Source organism: Halomonas sabkhae (genome assembly GCF_030409265.1).
Classification (GTDB): Bacteria; Pseudomonadota; Gammaproteobacteria; order Pseudomonadales; family Halomonadaceae; genus Halomonas; species Halomonas halmophila.
Window position 1 is genome coordinate 410,090 of sequence record NZ_JAUFPM010000017.1, and the last position, 23,426, is coordinate 433,515.

At 64.9% G+C, this 23,426-nt stretch carries 21 protein-coding genes; 17 read left to right on the plus strand and 4 right to left on the minus strand.

What is annotated here, in order from left to right; all coding sequences use genetic code 11:
- Nucleotides 1–23: 23 nt before the first annotated feature.
- Nucleotides 24–1,700, minus strand: coding sequence for an electron transfer flavoprotein-ubiquinone oxidoreductase (locus tag QWY79_RS12640; protein ID WP_290273245.1), 1,677 nt, complete (start codon nt 1,698–1,700; stop codon nt 24–26).
- A gap of 362 nt (nt 1,701–2,062) precedes the next feature.
- Between QWY79_RS12640 and QWY79_RS12645 the strand changes: the two genes are divergently transcribed.
- From QWY79_RS12645 to QWY79_RS12680, 8 genes are all read left to right on the plus strand, one after another.
- Nucleotides 2,063–2,815: an electron transfer flavoprotein subunit beta/FixA family protein gene (locus QWY79_RS12645; RefSeq protein ID WP_290273247.1), complete on the plus strand. Its 753-nt coding sequence runs from the start codon at nt 2,063–2,065 to the stop codon at nt 2,813–2,815.
- Nucleotides 2,812–3,750, plus strand: coding sequence for an electron transfer flavoprotein subunit alpha/FixB family protein (locus tag QWY79_RS12650; protein WP_290273249.1), 939 nt, complete (start codon nt 2,812–2,814; stop codon nt 3,748–3,750). Before QWY79_RS12645 ends, QWY79_RS12650 begins: the two co-directional genes overlap by 4 nt.
- Before the next feature lie 481 nt (nt 3,751–4,231).
- Entirely contained in the window at nt 4,232–4,999 is a 768-nt protein-coding gene (locus tag QWY79_RS12655; protein WP_353960373.1) for a DUF3450 domain-containing protein, read from the plus strand.
- Nucleotides 4,996–6,393: a MotA/TolQ/ExbB proton channel family protein gene (locus tag QWY79_RS12660; RefSeq protein ID WP_290273250.1), complete on the plus strand. Its 1,398-nt coding sequence runs from the start codon at nt 4,996–4,998 to the stop codon at nt 6,391–6,393. The genes QWY79_RS12655 and QWY79_RS12660 overlap by 4 nt, the downstream gene beginning before the upstream one ends.
- On the plus strand, nt 6,374–6,910 hold the full coding sequence (locus QWY79_RS12665; RefSeq protein WP_290273251.1) for a MotA/TolQ/ExbB proton channel family protein: 537 nt from the start codon (nt 6,374–6,376) through the stop codon (nt 6,908–6,910). Before QWY79_RS12660 ends, QWY79_RS12665 begins: the two co-directional genes overlap by 20 nt.
- Nucleotides 6,903–7,307, plus strand: a complete 405-nt coding sequence (locus QWY79_RS12670; protein WP_290273253.1) for an ExbD/TolR family protein — start codon at nt 6,903–6,905, stop codon at nt 7,305–7,307. The genes QWY79_RS12665 and QWY79_RS12670 overlap by 8 nt, the downstream gene beginning before the upstream one ends.
- Entirely contained in the window at nt 7,307–8,101 is a 795-nt protein-coding gene (locus QWY79_RS12675) for an energy transducer TonB (RefSeq protein WP_290273255.1), read from the plus strand. The genes QWY79_RS12670 and QWY79_RS12675 overlap by 1 nt, the downstream gene beginning before the upstream one ends.
- Before the next feature lie 4 nt (nt 8,102–8,105).
- The gene (locus QWY79_RS12680; protein ID WP_290273257.1) at nt 8,106–9,254 is read left to right on the plus strand and encodes a tetratricopeptide repeat protein; all 1,149 of its coding nucleotides are present in this window, start codon (nt 8,106–8,108) and stop codon (nt 9,252–9,254) included.
- 5 nt (nt 9,255–9,259) lie between these two features.
- On the opposite strand, the gene xthA is transcribed toward QWY79_RS12680, so the two are convergent.
- Nucleotides 9,260–10,093, minus strand: coding sequence for an exodeoxyribonuclease III (gene xthA, locus QWY79_RS12685; RefSeq protein ID WP_290273259.1), 834 nt, complete (start codon nt 10,091–10,093; stop codon nt 9,260–9,262).
- A gap of 2 nt (nt 10,094–10,095) precedes the next feature.
- Nucleotides 10,096–10,344 carry a hypothetical protein gene (locus QWY79_RS12690; protein WP_290273261.1) on the minus strand — a complete coding sequence of 83 codons (249 nt, stop codon included), beginning with the start codon at nt 10,342–10,344 and terminating at the stop codon, nt 10,096–10,098.
- Nucleotides 10,345–10,492: 148 nt separating this feature from the next.
- On the opposite strand from QWY79_RS12690, the gene QWY79_RS12695 reads away from it, so the two are divergent.
- On the plus strand, nt 10,493–11,767 hold the full coding sequence (locus QWY79_RS12695; RefSeq protein WP_290273263.1) for a DEAD/DEAH box helicase: 1,275 nt from the start codon (nt 10,493–10,495) through the stop codon (nt 11,765–11,767).
- 213 nt (nt 11,768–11,980) lie between these two features.
- Nucleotides 11,981–14,125, plus strand: a complete 2,145-nt coding sequence (dinG, locus tag QWY79_RS12700; RefSeq protein ID WP_290273265.1) for an ATP-dependent DNA helicase DinG — start codon at nt 11,981–11,983, stop codon at nt 14,123–14,125.
- 78 nt (nt 14,126–14,203) lie between these two features.
- Here the strand turns inward: dinG and QWY79_RS12705 are convergent, their stop codons facing one another.
- Nucleotides 14,204–15,283 (minus strand): 3-deoxy-7-phosphoheptulonate synthase, encoded by a 1,080-nt coding sequence (locus tag QWY79_RS12705; protein WP_290273267.1) that lies wholly within the window; start codon nt 15,281–15,283, stop codon nt 14,204–14,206.
- 391 nt (nt 15,284–15,674) lie between these two features.
- On the opposite strand from QWY79_RS12705, the gene rpoE reads away from it, so the two are divergent.
- The 7 genes from rpoE to rnc all read left to right on the plus strand — a co-directional run bounded on the left by rpoE (nt 15,675) and on the right by rnc (nt 23,426).
- Nucleotides 15,675–16,280, plus strand: a complete 606-nt coding sequence (gene rpoE / locus QWY79_RS12710) for an RNA polymerase sigma factor RpoE (protein ID WP_290273269.1) — start codon at nt 15,675–15,677, stop codon at nt 16,278–16,280.
- A gap of 195 nt (nt 16,281–16,475) precedes the next feature.
- Nucleotides 16,476–17,249, plus strand: a complete 774-nt coding sequence (locus QWY79_RS12715) for a sigma-E factor negative regulatory protein (RefSeq protein WP_290273271.1) — start codon at nt 16,476–16,478, stop codon at nt 17,247–17,249.
- On the plus strand, nt 17,249–18,259 hold the full coding sequence (locus QWY79_RS12720) for a MucB/RseB C-terminal domain-containing protein (protein WP_290273273.1): 1,011 nt from the start codon (nt 17,249–17,251) through the stop codon (nt 18,257–18,259). Before QWY79_RS12715 ends, QWY79_RS12720 begins: the two co-directional genes overlap by 1 nt.
- Before the next feature lie 156 nt (nt 18,260–18,415).
- A complete protein-coding gene (locus QWY79_RS12725; protein ID WP_290273274.1) occupies nt 18,416–19,852 on the plus strand; it encodes a DegQ family serine endoprotease in 1,437 nt (478 codons plus the stop codon).
- A gap of 204 nt (nt 19,853–20,056) precedes the next feature.
- The gene (gene lepA, locus QWY79_RS12730) at nt 20,057–21,877 is read left to right on the plus strand and encodes a translation elongation factor 4 (protein WP_290273276.1); all 1,821 of its coding nucleotides are present in this window, start codon (nt 20,057–20,059) and stop codon (nt 21,875–21,877) included.
- A gap of 15 nt (nt 21,878–21,892) precedes the next feature.
- Entirely contained in the window at nt 21,893–22,699 is an 807-nt protein-coding gene (lepB, locus tag QWY79_RS12735; protein ID WP_290273278.1) for a signal peptidase I, read from the plus strand.
- Between the two features lie 43 nt (nt 22,700–22,742).
- The gene (gene rnc / locus QWY79_RS12740; protein WP_141320240.1) at nt 22,743–23,426 is read left to right on the plus strand and encodes a ribonuclease III; all 684 of its coding nucleotides are present in this window, start codon (nt 22,743–22,745) and stop codon (nt 23,424–23,426) included.

Genomic DNA, 23,426 nt, shown 5'->3' on the forward strand with positions numbered 1-23,426 from the left:
TTCAACTGCAGGTGGCGGGCATCCTACATGTTCGGATAGTTGGGGCCGCCGCCGCCCTCGGGGGCTACCCAGGTAATGTTCTGGGCGGGATCCTTGATGTCGCAGGTCTTGCAGTGAACGCAGTTCTGGAAGTTGATACGGAACTGCGGCTGGCCATCATCCCCCTCGACGACCTCGTAGACGCCGGCCGGGCAGTAGCGCTGGGCCGGCTCGTCATACTCGGGCAGGTTGTCGCGGATCGGCAACTCGGGGTCGGTCAACTTGAGATGAGTGGGCTGGTCTTCCTCATGGTTGGTGTTGGACATGAACACCGACGACGCCTTGTCGAAGGAAATCTTGCCGTCGGGCCTGGGATACTCGATCTTCTCGCACTCGGCGGCCGGCTTGAGTCGAGCATGGTCCGGCGTGGTGTCATGCACCCGGGGCAGCTTGCCGCCGGTCAACTGGTCCAGGAAGTTGAAGGCGCCACCGCCGACGGTGCCGTACTTGTGAATCGCCGGGCCGAAGCTGGCGCTCGCCTCGAGCTCCTTGTAGGCCCAGCTGGCCTGCCAGCGCTGCTCGAAGGCGGTCAGTTCGGCGCCGCCCGTGTCGTCTTCGTCCGCCGCCGCGATGGCCTCGAAGACGCTCTCGGCGGCGACCATGCCGGATTTCATGGCCGTGTGCAGCCCCTTGATCTTGGCGAAGTTCAGGGTGCCGGCATCGCAGCCGATCAGCAGGCCGCCGGGAAAGGTCATCTTGGGCAGGCAGTTGAGGCCGCCCTTGGCAATGGCTCGGGCGCCGTAGGCCACGCGCGATCCGCCTTCGAGATACGGCTTGAGCACCGGGTGATGCTTCATGCGCTGGAATTCATCGAAAGGCGAGATCCAGGGGTTCTGGTAGGCCAGGTCCATGATCAGTCCGACCACCACCTGCTGGTTCTCGGCGTGATAGAGGAACCAGCCGCCATGGGTGTGCTTGTCCAGCGGCCAGCCGGAACCGTGGAGGACCAGGCCCGGTTCGTGCTGTTCGGCCGGCACGTCCCAGAGTTCCTTGAGGCCGATGCCGTAGTGCTGTGGGTCCTTGCCGGCATCGAGCTGGTAGCGCTCGATCAGCTGCTTGCCGATATGGCCGCGCGCGCCCTCGGCGAACAGGGTATAGCGGGCGCGCAGCTCCATGCCCGGCATGTACCCGTCCTTCGGCTGGCCGTCGGCCCCGACGCCCATGTCGCCGACGACGATGCCCTTGACCACCTCGTCCTCGACGATCGCCTCCTGGGCCGCGAAACCGGGGAATATCTCGACCCCCAGCTCCTCGGCCTGCTCGGCCAGCCAGCGGCACAGATTGCCGGCGCTGATCACATAGCGCGTGGTGCCATCGCCCGTGTTGTGCATGGTCTTGGGCACCAGGGCATTGGGCAGCTTCTGGGCCTTGTCGGCATCCTTGAGCAGATAGAGTTCGTCGCGTACGGCGGGTGTGGTCAGCGGGGCGCCGCGTTCCGCCCAGTCCGGGAAGAGCTCATCCAGCGCCCGGGGCTCGAAGACCGCACCGGAGAGGATGTGTGCGCCGACTTCCGACCCCTTCTCGACCACACACACGGTCAGTTCCTGTTCGGCTTCATTGGCCTGCTGCATCAAGCGGCAGGCGGCGGCCAGGCCCGACGGCCCTGCGCCGACGATGACCACGTCGACCTCCATGCTGTCGCGCTCAAGCTGTTCTGTCATTATCCGGTCTCCTCCTGACTGATGCCCTGTACGGGGTCACCTGCAGTGGGCAACCCTGGGCGCCATGCCAATTTAAACGGTCGTTTGCTTTCGGGGTGCTCCATGCTGGGCATGATAGCGCCAAAGGGGCCTTTCTTGCGATGGTCGACGCCATTGGCTAATTGCTCGAGCTGTCGGGATTGTGGCGGTCATCCCGGCTGTGGCACATTATTCGGGTGCTGGTGGCCAGGCCTGATAAACGCTTGCCTGAAACATATAAGAGTATGTCGATCGGTTCCAGGGACCACGATACGTGACGTTCCTGGCGGGCGAGGTCCGCCTCGCCATTACCCGGTTCCGAGACTGAACCAAGCGAGGACAACATGAAAGTACTCGTCGCGGTCAAACGCGTCATCGATTATAACGTCAAGATCCGCGTCAAGCCGGATCATTCCGACGTCGATCTCTCCAACGTCAAGATGGCCATGAATCCCTTCTGCGAGATCGCCGTGGAAGAGGCGGTGCGTCTCAAGGAGGCCGGCACGGCCAGCGAGGTGGTGGCCGTCAGTGTCGGTCCCAAGGCGGCCCAGGAGCAGCTGCGCAGTGCCCTGGCGCTGGGCGCCGATCGCGCCATTCATGTCCAGACCGACGAGCGGGTCGAGTCGCTGGGGGCGGCCAGGGCGCTGGCCAAGGTAGTCGAGGAAGAGCAGCCGGACCTGATGATCCTCGGCAAGCAGGCCATCGACAGCGACAACAACCAGACCGGGCAGATGCTGGCGGCACTGACCGGGCGTCCGCAGGGCACCTTCGCCTCCGCGATCAAGGTCGAGGGCGACAGCCTGGAAGTCATCCGCGAGATCGACGGCGGCCTGCAGACCGTCTCGCTCAAGCTGCCGGCCATCGTCACCACCGATCTGCGCCTCAATGAGCCGCGCTATGCCAAGCTGCCGGACATCATGAAGGCCAAGAAGAAGCCGCTGGATACCCGCACGCCGGAAGAGCTGGGCGTCGAGGTGGCCAGCAAGCTCAAGCTGGTGAGTGTCGAGCCGCCGGCCGAGCGTCAGGGTGGCGTGACGGTCGGCTCCGTGGACGAACTGGTCGATAAACTCAAGAACGAAGCCAAGGTGATCTCATGAGCATTCTGGTACTCGCTGAACATCATGACGGCCATCTGGCCGAAGGCACGGCGCATGTGGTCGCCGCGGCCCGCCAGATCGCCGAGCACAGCGGCGCCGATATCGATGTTCTGGTGGCCGGCGAGGGCGTGGCTGCCATCGCCGAGGCGGCGGCCCGCCTGGAGGGCGTGGCCCGGGTACGCGTCGCCGACCATGCCGTCTACGCCCATCAACTGGCCGAGCCCCTGGGCGACCTGCTGGTCTCGCTGGCCGATGACTACAGCCATGTGCTGGCCGCCGGCTCGACGACCGGCAAGAACGCCCTGCCGCGCCTGGCGGCGCTGAAGGATACCCAGCAGGTCTCCGAAATCATCGCCGTGGTCAGCGCCGACACCTTCAAGCGTCCGGTCTACGCCGGCAACGCCATCGCCACCGTGCAGAGCGAGGATGCGCTGAAGGTCATCACGGTGCGTCCCACGGCCTTCGACGCCGTGGCCGAGGGCGGCAGCGCCAGTGTCGAGGCGCTGGATACCGTGGTCGACAACGCGCTGTCGTCCTTCGTCGGCGAACAGCTGGCCCAGAGCGACCGGCCGGAACTGGGCTCCGCCAAGGTGGTCGTATCCGGCGGCCGGGGCATGGGCAATGGCGAGAACTTCAAGCTGCTGGACGGCATCGCCGACAAGCTGGGCGCCGCCATCGGGGCCTCGCGTGCCGCCGTGGACGCCGGCTTCGTGCACAACGACATGCAGGTCGGCCAGACCGGCAAGATCGTCGCGCCGGATCTGTATATCGCCGTGGGCATCAGTGGCGCCATCCAGCACCTGGCGGGCATGAAGGACTCGCGCATCATCGTCGCCATCAACAAGGACGAGGAGGCGCCGATCTTCCAGGTCGCAGACTATGGTCTGGTCGGTGATCTGTTCGAGGTCGTGCCGGAGCTGGAACAGAAGCTGTAGGACGATCGGGATCTTCCAGGTGGCGCTCTCGATGATCACTGGCCTGGTCGGTGATCTGTTCGAGGTTGTCCCGGAACTGGAACAGAAGCTGTAACGACTCGGTCAAGCGCCCTTGAGGCGCGTCGACGACCCTCAAGGCCGGCCCTTCCCCCAGTGGAGGGGCCGGCCTTTTTGTGGGCCGTAATCGTTAAGGAAACACTGCTTAAATGCCTGCGCATGCAAATCGATGCGCTATAGCCGCCATCCTTGGCGGCTACCCTGCGGGCCCGTCTAAAGACGGTTCAAATTCGCTCCTGGCGAATTTGTGCGCGGTACTCGAAAGCTCGCCTAACTATTTGTTATGTCTCGCTTTCTGTGCTCCGTGCGCCTTGCGCTTCACTATGCTCGGCGATTTATTCAGCGTTTCGTTAACAGAGTATTGATAATTATTCTTGTTTGTTTTAGCGTATCGGTCGTTCAGCGCACCTTTCGGGAGACGAGCGTGCAGACCATACCACCATGGATTCGCTGGGGAGCTGCCGGGCTTGCCATGAGCCTGGCGGCCTCGGCATCAGCCCAGTCATCACTGCAGGATGAGGCGCTCGAGGCACAGCGCACCCAGGCCGAACTGCAGCAGAAGATCGATAATGCCGATGAGGCCGTTCGCGAGCAATTGCGCGAACTGCGTCAGGCGCGCCAGGAAACCCGGCGACTGCAGACCTACAACGAGGAACTGGCGCCGGTCGTGGAGCGCCTGGCGGCCAGCCTGGAAGAACGCCGCTCCGGCTTCGAGACCCTGGCCGAGACCCGTGAGGCCCTGCCCGGGGTGATGCGCGACATGGTCGAACGCTTGCGCCGCTGGGTGGAAGAGGACATGCCCTTCCTGCGCGACGAGCGACTGGCCCGAGTGGCTTCCCTCGAGTCCAGCCTGTCGGCTGCCGATGCCAGCAGTGCCGAAAAGCTGCAGCGCGTCCTCGCTGCCTGGCGCGCCGAGCTCGATTATGGTCGTGAACTGGACGCCTGGCGCGGCGTGTTGCCGGGAGACAGCCAGCGTGAAGTCGACTTTCTGCGCCTGGGCCGTGTCGGCTGGTACTACCTGACGCCGGACGGTCAGCAGGGCGGTGTCTGGAAGGCGCAACAGGGCGAGTGGCGGAGCCTTGACGAGCCGGCCCTGGCGGAAGTCCGCAAGGGGCTGCGCATCGTGCGTGAGCAGCGTGCCCCGGCGATGCTGGATCTGCCTGTGTCGCAACCGCTGGAGGATGCCTCATGAGCCGCGTCAATTTCCTCTTTGGTGTCCTGGGCCTGGCGGCCCTGAGCGTCTTGCCGACGAGTCACGTCATGGCACAGTCGAGCGAGGAGCCACTGCAGACCTTCCAGGCCGAGCGTGAGGCGGCCGAGGCCCGCGATCGTCAACGCCTCGGCGAGCTGGTGAATGACCGCGCCGCTCTCGAGGAAGCGCTGACCCAGGCCCGCGCCGAGCTTGAAGCCGCCCGTGAGCGCCGCAAGACACTCGAATCCCGGCAGCAGTCCCGCCAGAGTGAACTGCAGCAGCTCAATGAGCGTATCGAGGAGCAGGGCGGCGACCTTGGCCCGGTCTTCGATGAAGTGGCCGGTGTCAGTGGCGAGCTGCGCGATGCGCTGGGGCAGAGCTGGCTGACCGTGGGAGCCCGGGCATCCCTGCCGCCGCGCCTCGAGGACGATGGCGTGCTGCGCGCGCGTCAGGTCGAGACACTGGCCGACAGCCTGATGGGTCTGACCCGTGAGACGGCCCGCATCACGCGGCTCGAGGCGCCGGTGGCCGGGCAGGATGGTCAGCGCCAGGAGCAGCCGGTGATTCGTGCCGGCGATCTGCTGGCGTTCAGTAATGGCCAGTTGCTTGAGCGAAGCGGCGACGACGGGGCGCTGTCGGTCATCGAGCATACGCCGGAGGCGATCGGTGAACGGCTCAATGCCTTCCAGTCGGGGCAGGGCAACAGCCTCTCGGTGGATCCCGGGGATGGCCAGGTGCTCGAGGCCCTGGCGCAACAGCCGACCCTGGTCGAGCGTTTTCAGCAGGGCGGCGCCGTGGGTTATGTGGTCGTGGCCCTGGGCGGCATCGGCCTGCTGGTGGCGGTGCTGCAGTATCTGTATCTGCTGCGTGTCACGCTGACACTCAAGCGTCAGCTGAGTGACCTGCAGTCGCTGCGCGATGACAACCCGCTGGGACGAGTGCTGTCGCGTTTTCATGCGCTCGGCGCGGGACATGCCCCGGAGGCGCTGGAAGCCCGACTCGATGAGGCCATGCTCGCCGAGCAGCCGCGCATCGAGCGCGGTCAGTCACTGGTCAAGATGCTGGCGGCGGTGGCGCCGCTGCTCGGCTTGCTGGGCACGGTCACCGGCATGATCGTGACCTTCCAGTCGATCACGGTCTTCGGTACCGGTGATCCCCAGCTGATGGCGGGCGGTATCAGCCAGGCCCTGGTGACCACCGTGCTGGGCCTGATCACGGCCGTTCCGCTGCTCTTCGCGCATACCGCACTGTCGAGTCGCAGTCGCTCGCTGATCAACCTCATGGAAGGCCGTGCCAGTGCCGTGCTGGCCGACCGTCTCGAGGCCGACCAGGCCGCTCAGGCCGGTTCCGCGGGCACATCGGGTGTCAAGCGTCATGCCGATGCCCTGGCTTGAGCCCCTGTTCCGGCTGGTCGAGGCCGGTGGCCCGGTGCTGGTGGTCATCGCCGGGGTGGCGATGCTGGTGTTCTCGGTGGCGCTCGAGCGCTGGTGGTTCTTTCGCTTTCACTACCGGCCGGCGCGCCAGGTGCTGGTGCGCCACTGGGTCGAGCGCGACGATCGTGCCAGCTGGAGCGCCCTGACCCTGCGCGAGGTCTGGGTCAGGGAGCTGATCGCCTCGCTGCGCGGCCCCTTGCCGTGGCTCAAGCTGCTGGTCGTGATCTGCCCGCTGCTCGGTTTGCTGGGCACGGTCACCGGCATGATCACGGTGTTCGACTCGCTCTCGGTGAGCGACGTCAATCAGGCCCGGGCGATGGCCGATGGCGTGGCCAGGGCGACATTGCCGACCCTGAGCGGCATGGCCGTCTCGGTGGTGGGCTTGCTCATCATCACTCGTCTGGAACATATCATCCGGCGTGAGGATCAGCGGTTGCATGACCGTCTTGCCCGGGCCGCGGAGGATGCCAATGCGTAGACGTCGATTCGCCAGCATGGAGGAATCCAGCGAGGTCAACCTGACCCCCATGCTGGACGTGGTCTTCATCATGCTGATCTTTTTCATCGTCACCACCAGCTTCATCAAGGAAAGCGGGGTCGAGATCGAGCGTCCCGAATCCAGCGCAGCGTCCCCGCGGCCCGATGTCCAGGTGCTGGTGGCGATCACCCCGGAAGGGGCGGTGTGGGTCGATGGCGAGCCGGTGGACATACATCGCGTCGGGCCGACGGTGGCCGACATGGTCAGTGACGAGGGCTCGGTGGTCATTCAGGCGGATCGCAACGCCACCACCGGGGTCTTGATCGAGGTCATGGATCGCCTGCGCGAGGCGGATGTGGATCAGGTGGCCGTGGCCGCGCAACGGAGTGGTGACTGATGCTGCGTCGCCCGCTTGCTCTGGTCGTCGGCTCGGCGCTGGCACTGGGGCTCTTCATGCTGCTGGCGCTGCTGGTGGTGCCCCCCGAAGCGGAACCCGAACGCCGCCTGGACGCCATGACCCTGAGCATGGCCGAGGCCCCGGTGGAAGAGCAATCCCGGCAGGCGGCGGCCGCCAGTGCACCGCCGCCGCCCAGTGCCGCGGCGACACCGCCGCCGCAACCGGCGCCGGCGCCCAGCGTCAGCAACGAGATCGCGCTTCCCGAGCCCGAGCTGGAGCCCATGGAAGCGCCGGATGTGCCCCTGGATGAATCCCTGCCCGAGCTGCAGGAAACGCCGCCGGAACCCGAGCCACAGCCTGAACCTGAACCGGAGCCCGAGCCCGAGCCGCAGCCGGACCCCGAGCCGACTTCACAACCGTCGCCCGAGGCCACACCGGAATCCTCGGCTCAGGCCGCTTCCGGCTCGGCCGAAGCCAGTGACGCGGCCAGTGCCGCTGCCTCGTCAGCCAGCTCCAGCGAGCCGGTTGACGTCGGCAGCTCGGCGAAGGTCACCCGGCGCGGCAAGCCGACCTACCCCTCGCGCGCCCAGCGGCGTGGCATCGAGGGGCATGTGGTGGTGCAGTTCATCATCCGCCCGGATGGCAGCGTCAATCCCGGCAGTGTCGAGGTCATCGAGGCCGACCCGCCGCGCATCTTCGATCGGGCGGCGCGTCGTTCGATCACCGATTGGCAATTCGAAGCCAGCGGCCAGACGCGCCGTGCCCGACAGCGCTTCGATTTTCAGTTGAGGTAGCCGCATGCGTCATGCCGTCAATCTGACCCTGGTGCTGGGCCTGTTGGCCGGGCTGTCGGCCCCCGCCGCCGTGGCAGCACCGACACTCCCCGGGGGCATCATCAGCGACCTCGAAGCCCTCGAGTCGAGCCTGGCCGATGGCGAGCTCGCCGCTGTCGAGCGCCAGGCAAGGCGTCAGGCTGAGCGGCTGGCCGGCGGCAATGCCGCGGACCGCTGGGCGCGCGCCCTCTACCTGCAACTGGCAGCCAATGCCGAAGCCCGCCAGGGCGATGAAGGCGCGGCCGCCGACCTGCTGGCCACGGCGCGTGCCATCCGCGGTGTCGAGCCGGATCAGGCCGATCGCTGGTTGCGTCAGGAGGCCGGGCTGCGAGCACGGCTGGGCGAGCATGAGCGCGCTGCTGACCTGCTGGCCGATTGGTTGCAGCGTCATGCCGCCGATGCCGAGGCCCAGTGGCTGATGGCCCAGCTCGAGGCCGAGGGCGAAGACTGGAATAATGCCGCCGACTGGGCGCAGCGTGCCCTGGATAATAGCCGCGAGCCTTCCCGACAGCAGCTGGCGCTGGCGGCCACGGCGCTGCAGAAGGCCGACCGGCAGGCGGCCGCCCTCAAGGTGATCGAGCGTCAGCTGGCAGGCGCGCAACAGGATCCGGATGCCTGGCGGCGCGCGGCGGGCCTGGCCCAGCGCATGGGCGACCCGGGACGCGCGGCGGCGTTGTGGGAGACGGCGTGGCGCAAGGGGGTACTCAGCGGCGCCGATGATCTGCTGCAACGCATCAAGTTGCATCTGGCCGCCGGCACGCCGGCGCGTGCCGCGGAAATCCTCGAGGAGGCGCTGTCCGGGGGGACCTTGCCGGATAGCCTCGAACATCGCCGCATGCTGGCTCGGGCCTGGCATGCGGCGCGCGATCGGCAGCAGGCGCTGGCCGCCTGGCGTAGGGTCGCCGAACGCAGCGGGGCGGCACAGGACTGGCTGCGGCTGGGCCAGATCGCCACCCAGTGGGGCCATCTGGAGGTGGCCCGCGACGCACTGGGACGTGCCCGGCAGGGCGGTGCCAGTGAAGCCGCGGAGTGGCTCGCCAGCCTGCCCGAAAAGCATGACGCGGGCCGCCCATCCCGCGCCGGCTCCACTGACGAGGCGTCACCGGATACCTGAGCGCGTCAGCTCAGGTTGAATTCGGTCCACACCGGCGCGTGGTCGGAGGGCTTTTGCATGCCGCGCAGCTCGTAGTCGATGCCGGCATCCGCGACCCTTTCAGCCAGGGAATCCGTGGTCAGGATGTAATCGATGCGCAAGCCGCGCTTGGGGTCGCGGTCGAAGCCCTTGGAGCGATAATCGAACCAGCTGAAGCGGTCATCGACCTGCGGGTGGCAGCGGCGATAGCTGTCCTCCAGGCCCCAGGCTTTCAGGGTGCTCAACCACTCACGCTCTTCCGGCTGGAAGCTGGTCTTGCCTTCACGCAGCCAGCGCTTGCGATTGGACTCGCCGATGCCGATGTCGATGTCCGCCGGCGAAATATTGAAATCGCCCATGATGGCGAGCCGCTCGTCGGCGCTGTGGTGGCTGGCCAGCAGTGAATTCAGCTGTTCGTAGAAGCGCCGCTTGTGGGGAAACTTGACCGGGTGATCGATGCTCTCGCCCTGCGGGAAATAGCCGTTCCAGACGCTCAGGGCCTCGCCGTCGGCGGTGCGTAGCCGCACCCCGATCATGCGCCGCTGGGCATCCGCTTCGTCATCGGGGAAGCCGTGCATCACCGCCTCGGGCTCGGTCGGCAACTGCTCGCGGCAGCACATCAGGGCCACCCCGTAGTGCCCCTTCTGGCCGTGATAGAAGACCCGATAGCCCAGGGCCTCGACGTCCTCGACGGGAAACTCGCTGTCCTGAACCTTGGTTTCCTGAAGGCCGATCACCGCCGGGCGGTGGCTTTCGACCAGTGCCTCCAGCTGGTGAAGGCGGGCGCGGATTCCGTTGATATTGAAAGACACCAGGCGCATGGTCAGTCGTCCTCGTTCGAGCGGTCAGGCGTGCGGCGTTCGGGATGAATGGCAATCTGCTGGCCGGATTCCTGGCGTGCCTGCTTGCGCGCCGCCTGGGCCTTGCGCTGCTGACGCTTCTTGCTCACGAAGCGGCGCGACGAGCCCACTTCATCCGGGTTCTCGTGACGCCATTGCTTGTAGTCCTTGCGTCGACCGGTGCGGATCGTCACCTTGTCGGACAGTGAGCGTGTCTTCTTTCGTCGTGTCATGACGCATGACTCCTCGGTTGAAGGGCATATTCTATCAGGCCCCGGGGAAGCGTCGACAGCCAGGGACGCGCCCTACAAGCGCGAGAACTGATACAATGGTCCTTTGTGTCACGCATCCATCCACAACACGGACGAGACAGCACAGCCTATGAGCGAGTCGGAACAGACCACAGCACCGGCCCAGAACCGCAAGCCCAAGCGTCGCCGTCGCAAGCCGCGCCGCCGTCAGTCGAACTGGGACCTCCGCCAGTTCCAGGTGCCCGCGGTGGCGGGCAAGTGGCGATTTCATGACTTCGATCTGCCGCTGCCGCTGATGCGCGCCATTCACGCCCAGGGATTCGAGTACTGTACTCCGATCCAGGCCGAGGCGCTGAGCAACACCCTGCTGGGCGGCGACATGGTCGGCAAGGCGCAGACTGGCACCGGCAAGACCGCGGCCTTCCTGATTTCCATTCTGACCTACTTCCTCGAGGAGCAGGCGCCGGATGGTCAGAAAACCGGGGCACCGCGCTCACTGATCATTGCCCCGACCCGTGAACTGGCGCTGCAGATCGAGAAGGATGCCAAGGCCCTGGCGCGCTTCACCAAGCTGAATATCGCCAGCGTCGTCGGCGGCATGGACTACCAGAAGCAACGCGATGCCCTCGACAAGAAGCTGGACCTGCTGGTGGCCACGCCCGGCCGGCTGCTGGACTTCCACGAGAAGCGTGATGTCGACCTGTCACAGGTCGAGGTACTGGTGCTCGACGAAGCCGATCGCATGCTGTCCATGGGCTTCATCCCCGACGTCAAGCGCATCATTCGTCACACGCCGAAGACACCGGAGCGTCAGACCTTCCTGTTCTCGGCGACCTTCACCGACGACATCCTCAACCTGGCCGAGCAGTGGACCGAGAAGCCGGCCCACGTGGACATCGAGGTGACCGTCGACAACGCGGCCGACATCGACCAGCGCGTCTACATGGTCGGTGACGACGACAAGCAACGCCTGCTGGTCAAGCTGCTGCAGCAGGAAAGCTTCGATCGCGTCATGGTATTCGGCAACCGTCGCGACCTGGTGCGCAAGCTGAACGACCTGCTGCGCAAGGCCGACATCAGTGTGGCCATGCTCTCCGGCGACGTGCCGCAGAAGCAGCGCATCACCACCCTGGAGCAGTTCCGCGAAGGCGAGGTGCAGGTACTGGTGGCCACGGATGTGGCAGGGCGCGGCATTCACATCGAGGATGTCAGCCACGTCATCAACTACACCCTGCCCGAAGACCCCGAGGACTATGTCCACCGCATTGGTCGCACCGGCCGCGCCGGCGCCAAGGGCGTGTCGATCAGCTTCGTGGGTGAGGAAGACGCCTTCTCGCTGCCCGAGATCGAGCGTTACATCAACGACAAGCTGCCCTGCGAGCATCCGCCGGAAGGGCTTTTGTGAGCTATAAGCTGTAAGCCGGGAAGAAGGAAGACAGCGGCTACGCCGCTTGAAGAATGATGATTGGGGCTGAATGAGCCACTGGTAAGCGGCGACGGGGACAGGCCAGAGCGGAGGTCCGATTCCAGGGATGGAATCGGTAGCGCCCAGGGATGGGTTCACAGCGCCTCTGCGTCGGCCTGTCGCCGTGCAAGCCGCCCTTGTGTATGGGTGAATATGCTTGACGAGGTCCTGAAGGACGAGATCCAGACCGCTTACCGCCGTGTTCTCGAGGGCCTCGAGTTGACGCCGCGTTACGGCCAGCGGCTGATGATTGCCGAGATTGCCCGCACCCTGGCCGGTATCGAGTCCGATGGCGAGGGGCGGCGCACCAGCGACGAGCATGTCTGCGTGCTGGAAGCCGGTACCGGCACGGGCAAGACCCTGGCCTATCTGCTGGCCGCACTGCCGGTGGCCAAGGCACGCGGCAAGCGCCTGGTCATCGCCACCGCCACGGTCGCGCTGCAGGAACAGGTGCTGCACCAGGACCTGCCGGCCCTCAAGGCGCACAGCGGCCTGTCCTTCGACTATGCCCTGGCCAAGGGGCGCGGCCGCTATGTCTGTGTCTCGCGTCTCGATTCGGCCATGGAAGGGGGCGAGGACAATCCCACCCTGTCGATGTTCGAGCAGTCACTCGACAGCGGCGGCGATGACTTCCAGAAACTCGTGAAGTCCCTCGGCGAAGCCTACGGCAACGGCCGCTGGGAAGGCGATCGCGACAGCTGGCCGGAAGCCATCGACGATAGCCATTGGCGCAAGCTCACCGTGGACCACCGCCAGTGCACCAATCGCCGCTGTGGCCACTTCGGCGCCTGCGCCTTCTTCCGGGCGCGCCGGCATCTGGACAATGCCGATATCATCGTCGCCAATCACGACCTGGTACTGGCCGATCTGGCACTGGGCGGCGGGGTCGTGCTGCCGGACCCGGGCGACTGCCTGTATGTCTTCGATGAAGGGCACCACCTTCCCGACAAGGCCATCAACCACTTCACCCACCGCTTCGCCGTGGGCGGAGGCCTGCGCTGGCTCAGCACGCTTAAGAAATCCCTCTCCGAACTCAACCAGCAGCTCGGCCAGCAACAGACGCTGGCGCGCCTGCTGGCCACGCTGCCCCAGGCCATCGAGGCACTGGAGCCGCGTCTGGGCGAGGTCTTCTCGCTGGGGCATCAGCTCGCCGGACGGCCGGAAGGCCTCAATGACAGCGAAGACGGCGCCCAGCATCGCTTCGAGATGGGGCGTGTGCCCGAGGCCATGCGCGAGGCCGCCGAGGCACTGGTGACCATCTTCGGCGAACTCTCGCGCAACCTGGAATCGATGAGCGACATCCTGCGCGAAAGCCTCGATCCCGAGAAATCCACCGGATTGCCCCGCGAGCAGGCCGAGGCCTGGCTGCCACTGATGGCCCTGTTGCACGGCCGGGCACTGGAAGCCCATGCCCTGTGGCAAGCCTTTGCCGAGCCGGACCCCGCCGATGAACCCCCCAGGGCGCGCTGGCTGCTGCTCGAGCGCTTCGGCGGCGAGCCCGAACTGACCTTCTCGGCGAGCCCGGTGTCGGCGGCCCACACCCTGGCCAGGTCGCTCTGGGGGCGCTGCCACGGCGCCGTGGTGACCTCGGCGACGCTGACCGCGCTGGGGCGTTTCGAACGCCTCCAGGAGCGCGCCGGCCTGGCCAATCGCTATCGCTATCAGCGCCTGCCGAGCCCCTTCGACTATTCACGGGCGGTGCTCAGCGTGCCGCCCGAAGCCGTCGATCCGGCGGACCGCGACGGCCACGAGCGCGCCATCGTCGACTTCGTCGAGGCGCTCGGCGAGACCGAAGCCGTGCTCATGCTGTTCTCCTCGCGGGCCCAGCTGCGCGGTGTCGAGAAGGCCCTTAGTCGAGAGCGGCGCGAGCGCGTGCTGGCCCAGGATCGCCTGCCCAAGCGCGAGCTGGTGGAACGCCATCGCGAACGGGTGGACAAGGGGGAGGGGAGCATTCTCTTCGGCCTGGCAAGCTTTGCCGAAGGCATCGACCTGCCCGGCGAGTACTTGACCCATGTGGTCATCACCCGCCTGCCGTTTGCCGTGCCGGATGACCCGGTAGGGGCGACCCTGGCCGAATGGATCGAGAGCCAGGGCGGCAACCCCTTCATGCGCATCAGCGTACCGGACGCCTCGATCAAGCTGGTTCAGGCCTGCGGCCGCCTGATTCGCAAGGAAGCCGACGAGGGGCGCATCACGCTGCTCGACCGTCGCGTCCTGACCCGGCGTTATGGCCGTGCGCTGCTCGACGCCCTGCCACCCTTCACGCGGGAAATCGACGGCGTGCGCCAGTCGTCCTGACCTCGGCCCCACAACGACACTCGCCCCGGAAGGTCGGGGCGAGATCGCAATGCCATGCCGCGGAGAGTCGCTGGCGGGTCAGTCGTTGTGGCGACGTGCCGCCAGGGTCTCGGCCAGCTTGTCGTTCATGGTCTTGAAGGCGTCCACGGTGGCCTCCCAGTCGATGCAGGCATCGGTGATGGAGACCCCGTAGGTCAGCTGGCTGATGTCTGCCGGGATCTTCTGCTTGCCCCAGCCCAGGTTGGACTCGACCATCAGCCCGATGATCGAGCGATTGCCCTCGAGCAGCTGGTTGGTGACGTTCTCCAGTACCAGTGGCTGCAGGCCCGGGTCCTTGTTGGAGTTGGCGTGGGAGCAATCGATCATGATGTTGGGTTCGACCCCGGCGGCCTGCAGTTCCTGCTCGGCGAGTGCCACGCTGACGCTGTCGTAGTTGGGCTTGCCGTTGCCGCCGCGCAGCACCACATGGCCGTGGCGATTGCCCCGGGTACGGATGATGGCCACCTGGCCGCTCTGGTCGATGCCCAGGAAGTTGTGCGGGCTGGCCACCGACTGCAGGGCGTTGACGGCGACATCCAGGCTGCCGTCGGTGCCGTTCTTGAAACCGACCGGAGACGACAGGCCGGAGGCCATTTCCCGGTGGGTCTGGGATTCGGTGGTGCGCGCACCGATGGCCGACCAGCTGATGCAGTCCTGCAGGTACTGAGGGGAAATCGGGTCGAGCGCCTCGGTGGCCAGCGGCAGGCCCAGCTCGGCGAGGTCGACCAGCAGCTGGCGCGCCTTGTGCAGGCCTTCCTCGATCTCGAAGGAGCCGTTCAGATGAGGGTCGTTGATCAGGCCCTTCCAGCCCACGGTGGTGCGCGGCTTCTCGAAATAGACCCGCATGACGATATACAAGCTGTCCTTGACCTCATCGGCCAGCTGGCGCAGGCGCCGCGCATAGTCCATCGCGGCATCCACGTCATGAATCGAGCAGGGGCCGACGACCATCAGCAGCCGGGGATCACGGCCCTCGAGGATGTTCTGGATGGTCTCGCGTCCCTCGATCACCGTGCGTTCGGCTTCGCCACCCAGCGGAATGGCCTGCTTGAGTTCCGACGGGGTGATGAGGACATCCTCGGAGAGGACGTTGAGGTTGTTGACCTGTTGTTCGGACATGTTGCTACCTGTAGGTGTCAGCGCTGTTGGTGAACCGGGCTCGGTATTCGGAATGGTACCTACTATCGCCCGCGAGCCGTGTAAATTCAATCGTCTGGAACCCTTGAAGCGAAGGGTTGTCTGAGCGGCGCAAGGGCGGTTCGGGGCCACCGGCTTGATGAAAGCCCCTGAAACAGGAACACTTGTGTCCTTTTTGACAGGCTTCCTGTTCTGACAGCCCCCCGACATCGGAAAACCGGCGTTTCTGCAGGCTTTCCGATGGCGGGGGGCACATGATGATATGGTACCCAGCGGCCAGGGCTTCAGGTTGACAACTATGCACGCAACACCCATTTCAGCACTTTGCCAGCTTCTGGCGCTTCGACATTCTTCCAGCCCGGGGAGGCCTTGAATGGGCACGACTCGGGAGACCGATCAGCAGCTGGTCGAACGGGCCCAGAAAGGGGATACCCGGGCCTTCGACCTGCTGGTCAAGAAATACCAGCACAAGATCATCGGCCTGATCGGACGCTATGTCCACGATCATGCCGAGGTACAGGATGTGGCCCAGGAGGCCTTCATCAAGGCGTATCGGGCACTCGGCAAGTTTCGCGCCGATAGCGCCTTCTATACCTGGATGTATCGCATCGCCATCAATACGGCCAAGAACCATCTGGTGTCCAAGGGGCGAAGGCCGCCGGGCAGCGACATGGATATCGCCGATGCCGAGGTGGTGGATCACAGCGGCCGGCTGGCCGATATCGAGACCCCCGAGGCGTCCATCGCCAGGGACCAGCTGCAGGCCGCGGTCTTCGAGGCCATCGAAGGTCTGCCGGAAGACCTGCGCACGGCGATCACCCTGCGTGAGTTCGATGGCCTTTCCTATGAAGATATCGCCAACATCATGGAGTGCCCGGTAGGGACGGTGCGTTCGCGCATCTTTCGGGCCCGTGAGGCGGTGGATCAGCATATCCAGCCGCTGGTCACCACGGCTCGCAACCAGGAGTCCGTTACCTGATGAGGGCAAATTGCATGGTTTTTGTCGATTCACTGAACTGTCGCGGCTTTGTGACGTCATATGCGGTGACCGGCCTGTTTGCGATGGAGCAGAGGCTTCCCGGAAGTGCCGGCCCTGGCGGGCCGGAAGCCGGACGAGCGGGCTTCCAATGGATGCAAGGCAGGCCAGCCTTGAAGAGTGTGAGGGTGTGAAGAGATGAGTCAGAACGCACGGGAATCGCTTTCCGCACTGATGGACAACGAGGGTGATGAGCTCGAGTTGCGTCGTGTACTGAAATCCCTGGACGACGAACCCGATGCTGCGGATGCCTGGCGTCGCTACCATCTGATGCGCAGCATGCTGCGTCATGAGTCGGACGTCGATACCAGCACCGATCTCTCCGCGGGTGTCATGGCGCGCCTGGAGGAGGAACCGCTGCCGGCTTCCGAGCCGACCCCGGCATCGCGACGTTCCCTGCCGCTGGCACGGAGTGCCGGTGTGGCCGCGGCGGTTTCGCTGATGGTCATTACCGGTGTGCAGTTCTACAACGGTGCTTCGCCGCTGGGCGGTGAGGAAGCGGCTCCCCTGGCGAGCGGCGACAACGGCTCCTCGGCCGGCAGCACCACAGCGGCCGGGACGGCGACTCTGGCCAGCCAGGGTGGCGCATCCGGTGGCGCCTCCGTGGCCAGCCTGTCGGCGCCCTCCGCCAACAGTGGTGCGGTTCCGGCCAATCAGGGCCCCTCGCTGTCCGACCTGCCCATGTTCCAGTCCTCGTCGGCCACCAACAGCGGAATGATGACGGTCGGTGCCGAGGCATATCCGACGATGATGCCGTCGAGCCAGCGTCAGTCGCTGCGCATGGATCAGCAGCAGGCGCGCTTGCTGCAGTCCTACCTGGACCGTCATGCCGAGGGCACGGCGAGTAGTGGCGTGGACGCCTGGATGCCGATGCTGCGCTCCACCGGAAGCGAGTCTCTGGGGCAGCGCTGATGTGGCAGTGGGGCACTCGGTCACGCCGCTGGCGCCTGGTCGGCGCCATCCTGGCAGGTGTCATGGCCTGGCCGGCCATGGCGCAACAGGCGACGGACGACCCGGCATCCGCCCTGCAGTGCGCCGGCCTGGACGAGCGTGAGGCACCGGCCTCGGCCCGGGAGTGGTTCACGCGCAGTCGGCTGGCCAGCCATTGCTATATCTATCAGGCACGGGCGGTGCGCATTGGGTCTTCCGGGGTCAGAACCCTGGCGATTTCCCATGATGTTCAGCAGGGAGTGGAGCAGGAGGTGGCCCGCTTCCTGGATGGCCCGCCGGTGGTCCACGAGCGCCGGGGAGGCATTGTCCACCCGGGTGACGACACCAGCGCGGCGACCGCCCTGGCCAGTGCCGAGTCAGTGAATGCCCTCTACCGGCTGCGCATGGCCGGGGACGCCAGGATTGCCGGTCGCTCCGCGCGCATCCTCGAGATCGAGCCGCTGGATGATCAGCGCTATGGACGACGCCTGTGGCTGGATGCCGACACCATGCTGCCCCTCAAGCAGATGCTGCTGGACGAGCGGGGGCGCGCCATCGAAACCTTTCAGATGACCGAGCTGCGAGACCCCAGGCTGTATCGTGGCGATATCGAGGCCTCCTCTCCGCAAACGCCCTCGCGTGACGCCGCCTGGCAGCCGGGTTGGCTGCCCGAAGGCTTCGAGCCGCGTGCCGTCTCCGAGAAGGCGCTCGGCGTCGGGTCCGGCGATCAGCAGCTGTATGGCGATGGCCTCGCCACCCTGAGCCTGTTCGTCGAGACGGTAGCGGGGCAGCAATTGCTCAAGCCGGGACTGCATCGTCTCGGCGTATCTCATGCGGCCGTGCGTCATCGCGAAATGGGCGGCGAACCCCGCCAGGTCGTCGTGCTGGGTGAAATGCCGCCTGGCGTGCTGCAACGCGTTGCGGAATCCATCGAGTGGCAGGGCGGGCAGAGCACGGCTGCGGTCAGTCAGGACAGTCGCGCTTCGCCCTGACTGTCGCTCGTGACTTTTGTAAACACCCTCTCAGGCCGCCTGCCATCCCGCAGCGCGGAACCTTTGCCGATCACTGTTGTTCATACAGGGTGGCTCGGTGATACAGCGGGCCATTTCCCCAAGCCTTGTCATTCAATCCTGTCACAGGAGCCTTTCATGATACGCATGTCGCGCTACCTTGCCCTGTGTATGCTGCTCGGCCTGACGCTGGTGGTCAGTCAGTCGGCCATGGCCCAGAAGCTGCCGGATTTCACGCAACTGGTGGAGGATGCAGCACCGGCGGTCGTCAATATCTCGACTTCGCGGGAAATCCAGAGTCGCAGCAATCCGTTCAACCAGTTCGGTGGCCAGGAGCTGCCGGACTTTTTCGAGCACTTCCTGCGCAAGCGCTTTGGCGATCAGATGCCCATGCCACCCGGCAGTCAGGGGGGCAATCAGGGGCCCCGTGAAGAGCGCCATTCCCTCGGCTCGGGCTTCATCATCAGCCAGGACGGCTATGTGATGACCAATGCCCATGTGGTCAAGGAAGCCGACGAGATCCTCGTGCGTCTCAATGACGGGCGTGAGCTCAAGGCCGAGCTGGTCGGCGCCGATGCCAAGACCGATGTCGCCGTGCTCAAGGTCGATGCCGAAGACTTGCCCACGCTCGAGCTGGGCAATTCGGAACACCTCAAGGTGGGGCAGTGGGTGGCTGCCATCGGCTCGCCCTTCGGCCTGGACCACTCGGTGACGTCCGGCATCATCAGTGCCATGGACCGGACCCTGCCGCAGGATGTCTATGTGCCCTTCATCCAGACCGATGTGGCCATCAACCCGGGCAACTCCGGGGGGCCGCTGTTCAACCTGGACGGCGAGGTGATCGGCATCAATTCGCAGATCTTCACCCGCAGTGGTGGCTACATGGGGCTGTCGTTCGCGATTCCCATCGACGTGGCCATGGACGTGGCGGACCAGCTGCGCAATGACGGCTCCGTCAGCCGCGGCTGGCTGGGCGTGATGATCCAGCCGGTATCCCGTGATCTGGCCGACTCCTTCGGCATGGATTCGCCCAAGGGTGCCCTGGTGGCCGACCTGGACCCCGAGGGCCCGGCCACTCGTGATGGTCTCAAGGCCGGCGATGTGATTCTCGAAGTGGACGGTCAGGCGGTCGACAAGTCCAGCACCTTGCCGCGTCTCATCGGCAGTGTCACGCCGGGTGACGATGTCGAACTGAGGGTGCTGCGCAATGGCGAGCGCCAGACGGTCACGGTCACCGTCAGCGACTGGCCCGAGAGTCAGCAGGCCGGCGCCGGGGGCGGCAATGACACGGCCCCGGAACGCCTGGGCATTGCGGTTCAGCCGTTGCAGGAGGGCCAGCATGATGAAGCCGTCGACAATGGCGTTCGCGTCGTCAATGTCGAGCCCGGTAGTATCGCGTCCGCAGCCGGAATCCGCGCTGGTGATATCCTGGTCAGCATCGGCGAGCACAGCGTGGAGAGCCCTCAGCAGCTGGGCGAACTGATCGGCGAGTTGCCCGAGGATCGCTCGGTGCCGGTGCGCCTGTATCGCAATGGCCATTCCTACTATGTGGCCCTGCGCCTGACACAGGAGTGACGAGGGCCCTGATGCCGGCTCTCGCATCCTGATGTGACTCGCGACCCAACGGGTTTGTCCGTTGCAACCCAACGGTTTGTCCGTTGGGTTGCTGTATCTGTGGGGCTCATCCCGCTACAATGCCGCCATCTCACACGACGCGTCGGCCCGAGATAGTCATTCACCGGCTGTACACCGACGCGTTCATGAAACGGATAACCCTGAATGGCAGACATCGATAACCGTAAAGTAATCAACGGGATACGGAATTTCTCGATAATCGCGCACATTGACCATGGCAAGTCGACCCTGGCGGATCGCCTGATCCAGGTCTGTGGTGGTCTGACCGATCGCGAGCTCAAGGAGCAGGTGCTCGACTCGATGGATCTCGAGCGTGAGCGTGGCATCACCATCAAGGCCCAGTCGGTGACGCTGGATTATCACGCCCAGGATGGCAACGTTTATCAGCTCAACTTCATCGACACGCCCGGCCACGTCGACTTCTCCTACGAGGTGTCGCGCTCGCTGTATGCCTGTGAAGGCGCCCTGCTGGTGGTCGATGCCGCCCAGGGCGTGGAAGCCCAGTCCGTCGCCAACTGCTATACCGCCATCGAGCAGGGGCTCGAGGTACTGCCGGTACTCAACAAGATCGACCTTCCCCAGGCGGATACCGCCAAGGTGAGCGAAGAGATCGAGGAGATCATCGGCCTGGACGCCACGGATGCCTGCCAGGTATCGGCCAAGAGCGGCCTCGGCGTCGATGAACTGCTGGAACGCCTGGTGCGTGACATTCCGCCCCCCAAGGGGGATCCCGACGCGCCGCTCCAGGCCCTGATCATCGATTCCTGGTTCGATAACTACCTGGGCGTGGTTTCGCTGGTGCGCCTCTTCGACGGCACCCTGAACAAGCACGACAAGATTCGCATCACCTCGACCGGGCGCGACTGGGTAACCACCGAGGTGGGGATCTTCACCCCGCAGCGTCGCCAGACCGATGTGCTGCGGGCCGGCGAGGTCGGCTTCATCGTGGCCGGCATCAAGGACATCCAGGGTGCCCCCGTGGGTGACACCATCATCCATTCCAAAACACCGGACGTACCGCGCCTGCCGGGCTTCCAGAAGGTCAAGCCGCAGGTCTACGCCGGCATGTTCCCGGTCAGCTCCGATGACTACGAGGAGTTTCGCGACGCCCTGGAAAAGCTGGCGCTCAATGATGCCTCCCTGGACTACGAGCCCGAGAACTCCGACGCCATGGGCTTCGGCTTCCGGGTCGGCTTCCTCGGCACCCTGCACATGGAGATCATCCAGGAGCGGCTCGAGCGCGAATACAACCTTGACCTGCTGACCACGGCCCCCACCGTGGTCTATGAGCTGTCCATGAAGAGCGGCGAGCTCGAGTATGTCTCCAACCCCTCCAAGCTGCCCGACATGGCCGATGTCGAGGAAATGCGCGAGCCGGTGGTGCGGGCCAGCATCCTGGTGCCGCAGGAGTTCGTCGGCAGCGTGATCGCCGAGTGCGAACAGCGTCGCGGCACCCAGCTCGACATGCTGTTCCTGGGCAATCAGATCCAGCTGACCTATGAGCTGCCGATGTCCGAGGTGGTGATGGACTTCTTCGATCGGCTGAAGTCGCTGTCCAAGGGCTACGCCTCACTCGAGTACAACTTCGAGCGCTTCGAACCGGCCAACCTGGCGCGGCTCGATATCCTCATCAATGGCGACCGGGTCGATGCGCTGGCGGTGATCATACACCGTGACCATTCCCATCCACGGGGACGGGCGCTGGTCGAGAAGATGAAAGAGCTGATCCCGCGCCAGATGTTCGACGTGGCCATCCAGGCCGCCATCGGCGGACACGTCGTGGCGCGTTCCACCGTCAAGGCACTGCGCAAGAATGTCACGGCCAAGTGTTACGGCGGTGACACGACCCGCAAGAAGAAGCTTCTCGAGAAGCAGAAGGCAGGCAAGAAGCGCATGAAACAGGTCGGCCGAGTGGAGATTCCCCAGGACGCCTTCCTTGCTGTACTCAAGGTGAACGACGACTAAGGAAGGACGCGGACAATGGATTTTGCTCTTCTGCTGGTCATTGCGGTGGCCGTGAGCGGTGTGATCTGGCTTCTGGATGTGCTCTTCTGGCGTCCGGCACGGCGTCAGCGCCTGGCCGACAGCGCCGAGTCGGGCGAACTCGAGGAGATGTCGCACAAGGCACGTGAGAAGGCGCTCAAGGACCCCTGGCCGGTGGATTACGCGCGTTCGTTCTTCCCGGTACTGCTGGTGGTGCTGCTGCTGCGCAGCTTTCTGGTCGAGCCCTTCCAGATTCCTTCCGGCTCCATGCGGCCCACCCTGACCGTGGGCGATTTCATCCTCGTCAACAAGTTCACCTATGGTCTGCGGCTGCCGGTGGTGAATACCAAGGTCGTCGAGCTGGGCGAACCCGAGCGCGGTGATGTCATGGTGTTCCGCTTTCCCAAGGACCCCGGGGTTAATTTCATCAAGCGCGTCGTGGGACTGCCGGGTGACGAGATTCGTTACCAGGACAAGCAGCTCTACGTGAACGGCGAGGCCGTGCCCAAGGAGTTGCTGGAAACCGGTCCGCAACGTGCCCCGGAGGAACTGCTGCTGAAAGAGCAACTGGGCGAGTTGACCCATGAAATCTACAATAATCCCCGTGACCCGGGGCCGCAGATGCGCAGCGTCGAGGTGCCCGAGGATCACTATTTCGTGATGGGAGACAACCGCGACCACTCCAATGACAGTCGTTACTGGGGCTTTGTCCCCGAGGAGAACGTCGTGGGCAAGGCCTTTGCCGTGTGGATGCACTGGGATGGCGGTCTACCGAGTTTCACCGAAGTGCGGGGTATCCATTGAGATACCGACAACAGCACCGCTGTCAGAATAAAGCAGGAGTTCCGTGAGTAATTCCCTCGATATCTTCAGTCGACGCATCGGGCATCAATTTGCCCAGCGCGAACTGCTGGAACTGGCCATGACACACCGCAGTTACGGTGGCCGCAACAACGAACGCCTGGAGTTCCTGGGCGACTCCATCGTCAATTTCGTCATCGCCGAGGATCTTTTCCAGCGTTTTCCGAAAGCCCGGGAAGGCCAGCTGTCGCGCCTGCGCGCGCGCCTGGTCAAGGGGCAGACGCTGGCCGAGCTGGCCCGCGAGATGGAGTTCGGCGAGTGTCTGCGGCTGGGCTCCGGCGAGATGAAGAGTGGTGGCCATCGCCGCGACTCGATACTCGCCGATGCCGTGGAAGCCGTGATCGGTGCCATCTATCTCGATGCCGGCATGGAAACGGCCCGCACCCGGGTCCTGTCCTGGTTTGCCGAACGCCTGGAAATGATCAACCTCCAGGACACCCAGAAGGACCCCAAGACCCGACTCCAGGAATTCCTGCAGTCCCGCCAGGTCGCCTTGCCGCGTTACGATGTGATCTCCGTGGAAGGTGAAGCGCATGCACAGACCTTCACGGTGGAGTGTCATGTCGAGGTGCTCGACGAGCATACTCAGGGCATCGGCTCCAGCCGTCGCCATGCCGAACAGCAAGCCGCCGAACAAGCCTTGACGCAGCTCGAGAAGAGAGGAACCTGA

Excerpts from the sequence above, each read along its gene's own strand:
- QWY79_RS12660 (WP_290273250.1), top strand. The coding sequence starts at position 4,996 with ATGAGCCGCGTCAATTTCCTCTTTGGTGTCCTGGGCCTGGCGGCCCTG.
- QWY79_RS12640 (WP_290273245.1), bottom strand. The coding sequence starts at position 1,700 with ATGACAGAACAGCTTGAGCGCGACAGCATGGAGGTCGACGTGGTCATC.
- QWY79_RS12725 (WP_290273274.1), top strand. The coding sequence starts at position 18,416 with ATGATACGCATGTCGCGCTACCTTGCCCTGTGTATGCTGCTCGGCCTG.
- QWY79_RS12670 (WP_290273253.1), top strand. The coding sequence starts at position 6,903 with ATGCGTAGACGTCGATTCGCCAGCATGGAGGAATCCAGCGAGGTCAAC.
- QWY79_RS12695 (WP_290273263.1), top strand. The coding sequence starts at position 10,493 with ATGAGCGAGTCGGAACAGACCACAGCACCGGCCCAGAACCGCAAGCCC.
- QWY79_RS12675 (WP_290273255.1), top strand. The coding sequence starts at position 7,307 with ATGCTGCGTCGCCCGCTTGCTCTGGTCGTCGGCTCGGCGCTGGCACTG.
- QWY79_RS12690 (WP_290273261.1), bottom strand. The coding sequence starts at position 10,344 with ATGACACGACGAAAGAAGACACGCTCACTGTCCGACAAGGTGACGATC.
- QWY79_RS12705 (WP_290273267.1), bottom strand. The coding sequence starts at position 15,283 with ATGTCCGAACAACAGGTCAACAACCTCAACGTCCTCTCCGAGGATGTC.
- dinG (WP_290273265.1), top strand. The coding sequence starts at position 11,981 with ATGCTTGACGAGGTCCTGAAGGACGAGATCCAGACCGCTTACCGCCGT.
- rpoE (WP_290273269.1), top strand. The coding sequence starts at position 15,675 with ATGGGCACGACTCGGGAGACCGATCAGCAGCTGGTCGAACGGGCCCAG.
- QWY79_RS12665 (WP_290273251.1), top strand. The coding sequence starts at position 6,374 with ATGCCGATGCCCTGGCTTGAGCCCCTGTTCCGGCTGGTCGAGGCCGGT.
- QWY79_RS12715 (WP_290273271.1), top strand. The coding sequence starts at position 16,476 with ATGAGTCAGAACGCACGGGAATCGCTTTCCGCACTGATGGACAACGAG.
- lepB (WP_290273278.1), top strand. The coding sequence starts at position 21,893 with ATGGATTTTGCTCTTCTGCTGGTCATTGCGGTGGCCGTGAGCGGTGTG.
- QWY79_RS12645 (WP_290273247.1), top strand. The coding sequence starts at position 2,063 with ATGAAAGTACTCGTCGCGGTCAAACGCGTCATCGATTATAACGTCAAG.
- QWY79_RS12720 (WP_290273273.1), top strand. The coding sequence starts at position 17,249 with ATGTGGCAGTGGGGCACTCGGTCACGCCGCTGGCGCCTGGTCGGCGCC.
- lepA (WP_290273276.1), top strand. The coding sequence starts at position 20,057 with ATGGCAGACATCGATAACCGTAAAGTAATCAACGGGATACGGAATTTC.
- xthA (WP_290273259.1), bottom strand. The coding sequence starts at position 10,093 with ATGCGCCTGGTGTCTTTCAATATCAACGGAATCCGCGCCCGCCTTCAC.
- QWY79_RS12650 (WP_290273249.1), top strand. The coding sequence starts at position 2,812 with ATGAGCATTCTGGTACTCGCTGAACATCATGACGGCCATCTGGCCGAA.
- QWY79_RS12680 (WP_290273257.1), top strand. The coding sequence starts at position 8,106 with ATGCGTCATGCCGTCAATCTGACCCTGGTGCTGGGCCTGTTGGCCGGG.